We start from the raw sequence: 9,872 nt of genomic DNA, 5'->3' as shown, positions 1-9,872 counted from the left end.
TTCTTTTTCCTAAACGGCTAACTGTGAGGTTAAGGTTATCTGTATATAAACGGATCAAAGAGTCGAGCGAATTGATTACAAACACCACGCCAACAAAGACCATTGCAAAGTTTTTAATACCCGCAGTTGGGATCCCAGCCTCATAATAGTGATAAAGCACACTAAACCATGCTGCGATTGGAATAGATGGGAAAATTAGCATCGCCGCTAGCACTTGATAAGTTTTCAAGCCGCCGACAAAACGCGATGTGAATTGCCCTATCATGATACTCCACGCAAACCACCAGAATAGATAGAACTCGTGATAGTCATTAAGTGGCAACACAAACTGATCTATATTGGCAAAGTAACCGCCGATCAGCGCCAAGTTATTGGTATAACTCGACATTGCACTGTCACCAAAGACAAACGCAGACGCCCACATAAAGGCAATTAAACCGATAAATACCCATGTCGTTGTGATACTTAAAAAACGCACGTACTTAAGGCTAGTGCTTGAATAAACCGCAAAGGCGATCGCCGCAAACACAATCAGATAGAAACTAGGAATAATCGACTCACCATCGCCTAAACTAGGTAAATACCAAGGTAGGTTAGACAGTAATAAGAATGCAGTAAACGCACATGTACCGATAATAACTAGGTTATTAATGAATTTTACCCAAGGAATTTCAAAAAATTTCACTTTGGGCTCTATTACGCAGAAATAAAAGCACGTAAGAAAGTAGAAACCCCAGATTAAAAATCCCCAAAAGCCGAACTCTATGGCCAGCGGATTAGTAAATGCATACTCTGGGCTTGCTTTTATGTCTGCGTAACCCGCAAACTCCGTAAGCGGAAACATGATCAGGCCAACGTCTAGGCCAGAAGTAAATAAGATTGCAATAAAAGTGAACGTTTTAACCGGTGTAACACCAACGCACTGTAAATTCCCCCACTTCAATAAAATAAAGGCAATTGCCAATAGGGTGAAAATGATGCCTGCACTAAGCCATACTGTCATTGTCACCCTCCCAAAATTGATAGAAGTAACTCATTTTTTCTCCGTTGTTTTTATTTACATTATTCCCGCATTAATGCAGTGCAAACGATTTGCACTGCATGCCACTGCAGGTCTCATATGGGGCACGAACTTTCCCATACGAGTGGCGAAACTAGATCTCCGAACTACGTTGAACCTGTTGCCAGTTTTGCGTCATAGCAACGTTTGCTCCCTCAGCGGCAAGTGGCGAATTGCCTAAAATCATATCCGCTGCTTTTTCCGCGACCATAATAGTCGGCGCATTGAGGTTGCCGTTTGGAATGGTCGGGAAAATAGATGAATCCACAACGCGTAGCCCCTTTACACCGTGCACACGGGTTTGTGAATCTACAACCGCCATTTCATCCTCACCCATTTTGCATGAACAAGAAGGATGGTAAGCACTCTCTACCGCTTGACGCACGAAGGCATCAATCTCTTCATCGGTTTGGATATGTTCACCTGGTTGGATCTCGCTCTGCCTAAAGTCATCAAACGCACTCTGCTCAATGATTTCACGAGTCAACCTAACACAAGCTCTAAAGCCTTCAATGTCTTCTTGTTCTGCCAGATAATTAAACTGTATTTTAGGCGCAGCCGTTGGATCTGCTGATTTAATCGTTACTTCACCACGGCTCTTTGGTTTATTGTGGCCAACATGAACTTGGAACCCATGACCGTCAAAGGCACTCTTACCATCGTAGCGAATAGCGGCGGGTAAAAAGTGATACTGAAGATCTGGCCACTCAACGCCCGCTTTCGAACGAATAAAGGCACAAGATTCAAAGTGATTGGTCGCGCCAAGACCTGACTTATCAAGCAACCATCTTGCACCGATCAAACCTTTAGAAATTAACCCTAGCTTGCCGTTTAAGGTGATGGGCTGCTTACACTTGTATTGGAAATAAAACTCCAAGTGATCTTGCAGATTTTTGCCAACTCCAGGTAAATGATGTTTCACTTCTACGCCCGCGGCTGTCAACGCTTCTTTATCACCAATACCAGATAATTGTAATAAGTGCGGTGAACCGATTGAACCTGCACTCAGGATCACTTCCTTCGCTGCATTCGCGTTTTTCAGTTTTCCTTTCACGCTGAACTCAACGCCTGTAGCGGTTTTACCATCTAACAGTACTTTTTGTACCAGTGCTCCCGTTACAATAGTCAGGTTGCTACGGTGCTTAATTGGGTCTAAGTATGCTCGGCTTGATGAACAACGTTTACCGTCTTTGACGGTCATATGCATTGGTCCAAAGCCTTCTTGCTGCTCACCGTTATAGTCTTTGGTAAACGCATAACCGGCCTGCTCACCTGCGCTAATAAATGCACGATAGAGCGGATTTGCCATTTCATTACCATTATTGGTACCAAGCGGACCTTGCTCACCACGGTACTCATCGCTACCTAAATACCAAGATTCAGCGCGCTTGAAGTAAGGCAAACAAGACTGATAATCCCAACCTTGCGCACCATGGTCTTGCCACTCATCAAAGTCTTTTGCATGACCTCGAACGTACACCATGCCATTGATTGACGACGACCCCCCAAGTACCTTGCCGCGAGGGCAATGCATAACGCGATTGTCTAAATACGGCTCAGGCTCAGTATGAAACTGCCAAGCGTATTTATCGGTATTCATTGGAATAGATAGCGCGGTTGGCATCTGAATAAAAATGCTCTTATCGCTACCACCCGTTTCGAGTAACAGTACTTTGTGCGCTGGATTTTCCGATAGGCGATTTGCAAGCACACAGCCTGCAGAACCTGCACCTACAACAATATAATCAAAATCAGTCATCATACTCCTCGATTAAAATGGACTTTCAATATCGCTCATACCAACATACACAGACTTAGTTTGGGTATATTGATCTAGCGTCTCGATGCCATTTTCGCGGCCAATGCCCGACTGCTTATAGCCTCCAACGGGCATTTCAGCGGGTGAGTTGCCATAACTATTGATCCAACAAATACCAGCTTCTAGCTGGTGGATGACACGGTGTGCACGTTGAATATCTTTACTAAATACACCCGCAGCCAGACCTAAGTGGGTGTTGTTTGCACGCTGAATGACTTCTTCCTCGTCATCAAATACCAATACCGACATCACTGGACCAAAGATCTCTTCTTTCACTATGGTCATGTCATCATGACAATCGATAAATACAGTCGGTGCAACAAAGTAGCCGTTTGGTGCCGTTTCAGGACTAAGTGCCTCACCACCGGTAAGTAAGGTTGCGCCTTCAGCTTTGCCTTTTGCAATGTAATCCATCACCAAGGTGTGATGCTGTTTTGAGATTAGGGCGCCAAGATTTACGTTTGGATCGAGCGGATCGCCGGCGATGATATTTTGTTCAGTACGCTGCTTTAGCTCGGCCAAAAAGGCGTCATAAACCTTACGCTGTACAAATACGCGCGTACAGTTAGTACACACTTCACCTTGGGTGTAGAAGTTACCTAACATCGCGGCGCTTATCGCTTGAGAAATATCAGCATCTTCAAAGACGATCAGCGGTGATTTTCCACCTAGCTCCATCGTCACTTCTTTTAAATTGCTTGCCGCACTTTGCATTACTTTTTTGCCAGTACCCACTTCACCGGTGAACGATACTTTTTCAATATCAGGGCTGGTAGTAAGCCATTGGCCCACTTCAGCGGCACCTTGTACCACATTGAATACTCCCGCAGGGACACCGGCTTCAATAAAGATTTCAGCCAGCTTAATTGCACCAAGTGGTGTTTCTTCCGATGGCTTGAAAATGAGAGCATTACCAGCGGCAAGTGCAGGCCCTGATTTCCAACACGCAATTTGCAGAGGATAATTCCACGCGCCAATGCCTGCACAAATACCCAGAGGCTCTTTGCGAGTATAGAAAAAGTCACCTGCCACAGGCTGCTGAGTGCCAACTTGAGCGGGAGCCAACCCTGCAAAGTATTCAATCACATCAGCGCCTGTTTGAATGTCTACACATTCCGCTTCTTGCCAAGGCTTACCTGTATCTAACACTTCAATCTTGGCAAGCTCATCATTACGCTCGCGCAGCAAAGATACCGCTTTATGTAAAACACGACTACGCTCAATTGGCGCCATTGCTGACCATAATGCAAAGCCCGCTTTGGCACTTTCAATCGCAGCTTGCTGAACATGACTATCAGCAACCTCTACCTCGTAGATCACTTCATCCGTTGCTGGATTTTTTACTGCAAACTTTTCGCCTGAGTGGTTTGCCAAGAACTGGCCATGAATAAAATTTTGATATACAGGGACTGTCACATTATCCTCCAAACTGCTTAATAAGTGATTGAATGTAGCGTTTTGCGAGCGTTTCACTATGATGAAACGCATGATGGTCAGCTTTGCTTAGTACAGCTCTTAACCAGAGTCCGTCAATCATACCGGCGGCAAGCTCAGCCGCTTCTTTTGCTTCAGGCCGAGGCATAAAGGCAGCAAATGAAGTCGCTAAGTTACTCTGCAGACGGCGGCTGTTAACACGCTGTAGTCGGTGAAGCTCGTCATCGTGCATAGATTGCGCCCAGAAACTCAACCAGGTACGCGTCGTATTTGACTGCTGCTGCACCATGGCAAAGTTAGCCTCTACGATATACATGAGTCGCTGCTCGGCACTACAACCACCGTAGGTTTTGTCCAACAAACTGTATTTCAAGTTGTTTAATAGATAGCGCACGGTTGCTTCAATCAAGCCTTGTTTACCACCAAAATAGTGACTGATGATCCCTGATGAGAGACCGGCCCTTTTACTGATACTATTAATAGTGGTTGCTTGTAATCCTAACTCGGCAACTGACTCTAAAGTGGCGTCAATTAGCTGCTGACGACGAACAGGTTCCATTCCGACTTTTGGCATAGCTTTTTATTAATTGACCGTTCAATTAAAATAAGCTTAGGGTGATAAAGTTAAGACTTCAAGGTTGACTTTTTGTAAAAAGCCAATTTTTTGACGTTTGTACCTAGGTTAATCCCATGATAGCTAAGGGGTTTTAAAGGATTACAAAAAATCTTAAAAAAATTTAAAAAATCTGAGATTTTGCAGGTATTTGCGATAATTTACCGTTTTGATGTGACAATCTGATTAAGCTTATCTTGACTAGAAAACAGTCAAAACCGAATCAAATGGGAGAACTGAGTAAGACAAAGCATCCTTGCTATTTAAGATTTGAAAGCGGTAACAACTGGTAACCGGGGAACCGATTTGAGACAGTTGAAACCCCAAAAGAAGCATTTGCCTGATAACTCGCCACTAACAATTCAATCTTAGGTTTAAGTTCTACGATCGCTTCATCAATTTTACTTTTTAGCCTCGCACTAAAAACATTTTTACGCAGTAAAAAATGTACTTGGTTATCATGTATCACGTAAGGCCAAGCCTGCGCTGCGTCAAGCCCTCGCTCTTTAATAAAATAATTTCCCGTGATCATATCGTCCACAATAAAGTCAACACGCGCTTTCATTAGCATTTCAACTCGACGCTGCGCACTGGCAATACTCACAAACTGATCTTTATAGCGAGGATCTTGTTTCAGCTCACCAAGCTCTTCGCCATAGTAGGATCCTATGCTTAACCCTATAGTTTTCGATTGCTCTAGTAATGAAGCTAAATTGGGAAGCGCTGTGGGAGGTGATAAAGAAAATAATCGCATACGTTCAAAACGATAGGGCTGAGAGAAATCTCCGTATACTTCTCTATCTTTAGTGTAGCTAACCATTACCGCAACATCTATCACTCCTTTTGACATTTCTTCAAAAGTGCGAGCGCTGGAAGGGAGGCGAATATAAGTAGTACACACGGCAACGTGCTGGAACACCATCTCGGCAATGTCTACGTCTAGGCCCCAAGGTCCAAGCTCATCAAATACAGTTAATGGTGGCCAATCGGCAACAACGCCGATATTCACCGTTTTACTGCATTCGCTTGCACTGGCAGGAGTAGTTACCAAGCTCCACACCAATATAGCCATGCCAATCAAGTTATTCACTGATATGTACTGCTTAACCATGACACCTCGTGAGCAAGTCTGTGACAATCGGCCTTATAGCATGACTACTCAGTTCATTGCATAGGCACTATCTTTAGTAGTAACAATATATTTACCTAAAGCCTAGAACACAATGCCTGATAATTAAACTATTTAAATCAAAAAACGTATCGGTGCTCACAGAAACAAAAAAGCGTGACGTAAACCCCCTTTACATCACGCTTGTTTTGGCACTTTATGGCTGATATTCGAATACCTCTTCAATAGAGATATTAAATACATGCGCTATTTTAAAGGCGACTTCAAGCGAGGGAGAATATTTGGCAGCCTCAATGGCCATAATCGTTTGTCTTGTGACACCCACCCGCTCAGCAAGTTCTTTTTGTGTCATTTCACCGCTCATAAAACGTAGCATTCTGATTTTGTTTTTTATTGGTAAATCAGACATACACAACCCCCAAACGAGCTTTGACGAGCTGGGTTCCATAACCGACCAATTCAGCCAGCAAAAATGCAATCACTAAAATATGAAGTGGTGCAAATGGTAGTTCAAAAGGAAGCGCTTGCGACCAATTTTGTGCTTCGGCTGAATACTGGAAAATAGAGATACACACACCAATCTGAAGCACCCAGTAGGCCGGTTTGCACCCTGATAGCGCAATCAACTTTTCACGCTCATCTAACGGCTTATCCATATCTTTATCGCTAACAAAGCTCAGTAGCAGCTGACCTGCAATAGATGTCACGATAGAAATAACAATCACCTTGAGCAACAATCCTGATACCCAACTAGGATCTTGACATAACTGCTCTGTAGCCGCTGTTATTTCGCCTAAATAAAAATACAAGATATAACCTGTTACCAAAAACTCTATCGCAATCGTTAAGTCACGGAAACTCAACGAGTCTAAAAACGCTTTAATCTTATTGCTGCTTTCCATGTTACCCTCACTTTACTCAAAGTTAAGTATTCTTTACATTAAAAGCGTAAGCTTTGCTCAACCACAAGTCAAATATTTTTTACTTTAAGTCAAGTTTAAATAACTAGAAACGTTTTCGAAACTCGCTTGGTCTTAAGCCCATACACTTATTAAACGTCTTACGGCAGGCTGTCGTATCCTACCTGGTGCGCAATCCAATCAAATGGCTTACTCGTGCTTTCTAATAAATCACACATTTTCTGCACTCGAAACCATTGCAGATATTGATTTGGGTTGAGCCCGAACACCTCAGTAAAACGGTTCTTTACGTGAATGGGACGATATCAGCCAATTCTGCAATTGAAATATTATGGCCATAGTAGGTGCTAATGTGCTGAAAGATATACATATAGACTTGTCGTGATACATCACGATCTACGGTTCCGACGTAGATTGAGGTTTTCCTCGACACATATCTCAACACATACCTCGACAAGCACCTAAACAATGCACAGCAAAAGATCTCGTCGTGATAAATCACGACCTACAAATCCAACGTAGGTCGAGGTTTACCTCGACACAAGCAGAAAAACCAAAAAGGCTGGATTGACCAGCCTTGATTTGAGTGACATCGAAATAAAAAGGAACTAATTTGCCTGCTGCTTATAGGCTTGTCGATAGGCGTGAAGTAGCGGCTCGGTGTAACCATTGGGTTGTACTCGGCCTTCAAATACTAAAGATAACGCCGCTTTATAGGCGAGGTTTTCACTAAGCGGTTTATGGTCATTGAGCATTGGTTGGTAGAGGCTGTCACCTTCGTTTTGACCATCTACTACAGCCGCCATGCGCCTAAAGGTTTTTTCCACTTGCTCTTCGCTACAAATACCATGATATAACCAGTTAGCGATATGCTGGCTTGAGATCCTAAGGGTTGCTCTGTCTTCCATTAATCCAACGTGATTGATATCAGGCACTTTTGAGCAACCTACACCTTGATCTATCCAGCGCACCACGTAGCCCAAAATGCCCTGCGCATTATTGTCTAATTCGGCTTGAATATCCTCCGCAGACAAATCGTTTTCTAACATCAACGGGGGCGTCAGTAAGTTATCGAGCGACGCCTGCTGACGTGTTTTTATCTCAAGTTGGCGGGCAAACACATCCACATAGTGGTAGTGCATTGCATGGAGCGTTGCTGCGGTAGGAGAGGGCACCCATGCAGTATTAGCACCAGACTCCGGATGGCCTTGCTTTTGCTCCATCATCAGCGCCATTTTATCTGGCATTGGCCACATTCCTTTGCCTATTTGTGCCTTTTTCCTAAAACCGGTTTTAAGGCCAATATCCACGTTTTGATCTTCATAGGCCGCTATCCAAGACTGTCCTTTAATTGCCACTTTGGGCAATACAGGGCCCGCCAGCATTGAGGTATGAATTTCATCGCCTGTTCTATCCAAAAAGCCCGTATTAATAAATACTACACGCTGCTTAGCGGCAGCAATACACGCTTTCAAGTTTACCGAAGTACGGCGCTCTTCATCCATAATCCCCATTTTAATGGTATTTTTAGGTAGCGAGAGCATCGCTTCAACTCGGCTAAATAGGGTATCAGTGAAAGCGACCTCTTCAGGCCCGTGCATCTTTGGCTTCACGATATTGATACTTGCTGCCGTCGAGTTTTTAAACGGACTATTTCCCTGCAAATCATGCAGCGCAGCCGTGCTTGTCATGATGGCATCTAAGATCCCTTCGAACTGCTCGTTTCCTTCTGCATCCAGTATCGCTGGTGTTGTCATTAGGTGGCCAACATTGCGCACAAACATCATAGAACGACCTTTTAGTGTCATTCGCTGGCCTTGTGTATTTACATAGCTTCGGTCGGCATTTAGCGTCCGAGTCAGTGATTGTCCTGACTTTTCGAAGGTCTCGCTCAAGCTCCCTTTCATCAAGCCTAACCAATTTTGGTATACCAATACTTTGTCTTGTGCATCTACCGCCGCAACTGAGTCTTCACAATCCATGATTGTCGTAAGTGCAGCCTCAAGGACGACATCTTTGATCCCGGCTTTGTCTGCCTGTCCGATCGGATGGTGCGGATCGATTTGGATCTCAATATGCAGATCATGATGACATAGCAATATCGCACTTGGATTTTGTGCCTCCCCCTGATAACCCACTAGCTGATCAGGCTTTTGCAGTGCAACTTGGGTGCTGTCGTTTAGTGTAATCACCAAATTGCCGTCTAGAATCGCGTAGTTCGTACTTTCTATGTGAGAGCCTTCTGCCAGCGGCAGCGCTTTATCGAGAAATTGCCTAGCATAAGCCATGACTTTAAATCCGCGATTCGGATTATAGGCTTGAGTACGCTCAGCACCATCCTCTTCACCAAGAACATCCGTTCCATAGAGCGCGTCATACAAGGAGCCCCAACGCGCATTCGCCGCATTGAGCGCAAATCTTGCGTTACTGACAGGCACCACTAACTGAGGACCGGCTGCGCTCGCAATTTCAGGCTCTACATGCTCGGTTTCGATGGTAAAGTCTTCAGGCTCAGGCTGCAAATAACCGATAGATTCAAGAAATGTCCGATATTCTGCAGCTTGCCAATCAGGATGAGAGAGGTGGTAATCGTCAATTTTCTGTTGCAGGGTATCGCGTTTGTTGAGTAACGCTTGGTTTTGCTTCCCAAGTTCCGAAAAAATATCCGCTACGCCTTGCCAAAATTGATTGACCGCGATCCCCGTACCGGGAAGTAGAGATTGCTCAACAAAGTGCGCCAGTGGAGTCGCAATTTGGAAGCCTGAATGAGTGACATACTTGCTCATGGAGAGTCCTTGATTAACATTTTTTGAACGGGATAGGTCAAACATAAAACAATTTTTGGAAAAACGAACCCCTTTTCCCATTCACAAAAAATATACTCACAATAACAACTA

At 44.1% G+C, this 9,872-nt stretch carries 9 protein-coding genes; all 9 read right to left on the bottom strand.

The window, feature by feature from the left end; all coding sequences use genetic code 11:
• A partial coding sequence (locus L1D50_RS18300) for a BCCT family transporter (RefSeq protein WP_239966551.1) occupies positions 1 to 1,003 on the bottom strand: 1,003 nt, incomplete at its 3' end.
• A gap of 151 nt (positions 1,004 to 1,154) precedes the next feature.
• The gene (betA, locus tag L1D50_RS18295; RefSeq protein ID WP_239966550.1) at positions 1,155 to 2,822 is read right to left on the bottom strand and encodes a choline dehydrogenase; all 1,668 of its coding nucleotides are present in this window, start codon (positions 2,820 to 2,822) and stop codon (positions 1,155 to 1,157) included.
• A gap of 9 nt (positions 2,823 to 2,831) precedes the next feature.
• Positions 2,832 to 4,295: a betaine-aldehyde dehydrogenase gene (betB, locus tag L1D50_RS18290; protein ID WP_138521338.1), complete on the bottom strand. Its 1,464-nt coding sequence runs from the start codon at positions 4,293 to 4,295 to the stop codon at positions 2,832 to 2,834.
• A gap of 1 nt (position 4,296) precedes the next feature.
• Positions 4,297 to 4,887: a transcriptional regulator BetI gene (betI, locus tag L1D50_RS18285; RefSeq protein WP_128727048.1), complete on the bottom strand. Its 591-nt coding sequence runs from the start codon at positions 4,885 to 4,887 to the stop codon at positions 4,297 to 4,299.
• 298 nt (positions 4,888 to 5,185) lie between these two features.
• Entirely contained in the window at positions 5,186 to 6,037 is an 852-nt protein-coding gene (locus L1D50_RS18280; RefSeq protein ID WP_138521340.1) for a transporter substrate-binding domain-containing protein, read from the bottom strand.
• A gap of 214 nt (positions 6,038 to 6,251) precedes the next feature.
• Positions 6,252 to 6,464, bottom strand: a complete 213-nt coding sequence (locus tag L1D50_RS18275) for a helix-turn-helix transcriptional regulator (protein ID WP_128727050.1) — start codon at positions 6,462 to 6,464, stop codon at positions 6,252 to 6,254.
• Entirely contained in the window at positions 6,457 to 6,957 is a 501-nt protein-coding gene (locus tag L1D50_RS18270; protein ID WP_239966549.1) for a hypothetical protein, read from the bottom strand. Before L1D50_RS18270 ends, L1D50_RS18275 begins: the two co-directional genes overlap by 8 nt.
• A gap of 158 nt (positions 6,958 to 7,115) precedes the next feature.
• Positions 7,116 to 7,244: a hypothetical protein gene (locus L1D50_RS18265; RefSeq protein ID WP_239966548.1), complete on the bottom strand. Its 129-nt coding sequence runs from the start codon at positions 7,242 to 7,244 to the stop codon at positions 7,116 to 7,118.
• A gap of 339 nt (positions 7,245 to 7,583) precedes the next feature.
• Positions 7,584 to 9,761, bottom strand: a complete 2,178-nt coding sequence (locus L1D50_RS18260; RefSeq protein WP_239966547.1) for a malate synthase G — start codon at positions 9,759 to 9,761, stop codon at positions 7,584 to 7,586.
• Between the last annotated feature and the right edge of the window lie 111 nt (positions 9,762 to 9,872).

The sequence above is a fragment of the Pseudoalteromonas sp. Isolate6 genome (assembly GCF_022398435.1).
GTDB classification, from domain to species: domain Bacteria; phylum Pseudomonadota; class Gammaproteobacteria; order Enterobacterales; family Alteromonadaceae; genus Pseudoalteromonas; species Pseudoalteromonas galatheae.
Note: the sequence above shows the minus strand (reverse complement) of the source record. Positions and strands in the feature narration are given on the sequence as shown.

Coding starts and splice junctions, on each gene's coding strand:
- betA (WP_239966550.1), bottom strand. CDS start 2,822: ATGATGACTGATTTTGATTATATTGTTGTAGGTGCAGGTTCTGCAGGC.
- betI (WP_128727048.1), bottom strand. CDS start 4,887: ATGCCAAAAGTCGGAATGGAACCTGTTCGTCGTCAGCAGCTAATTGAC.
- L1D50_RS18280 (WP_138521340.1), bottom strand. CDS start 6,037: ATGGTTAAGCAGTACATATCAGTGAATAACTTGATTGGCATGGCTATA.
- L1D50_RS18275 (WP_128727050.1), bottom strand. CDS start 6,464: ATGTCTGATTTACCAATAAAAAACAAAATCAGAATGCTACGTTTTATG.
- L1D50_RS18270 (WP_239966549.1), bottom strand. CDS start 6,957: ATGGAAAGCAGCAATAAGATTAAAGCGTTTTTAGACTCGTTGAGTTTC.
- L1D50_RS18260 (WP_239966547.1), bottom strand. CDS start 9,761: ATGAGCAAGTATGTCACTCATTCAGGCTTCCAAATTGCGACTCCACTG.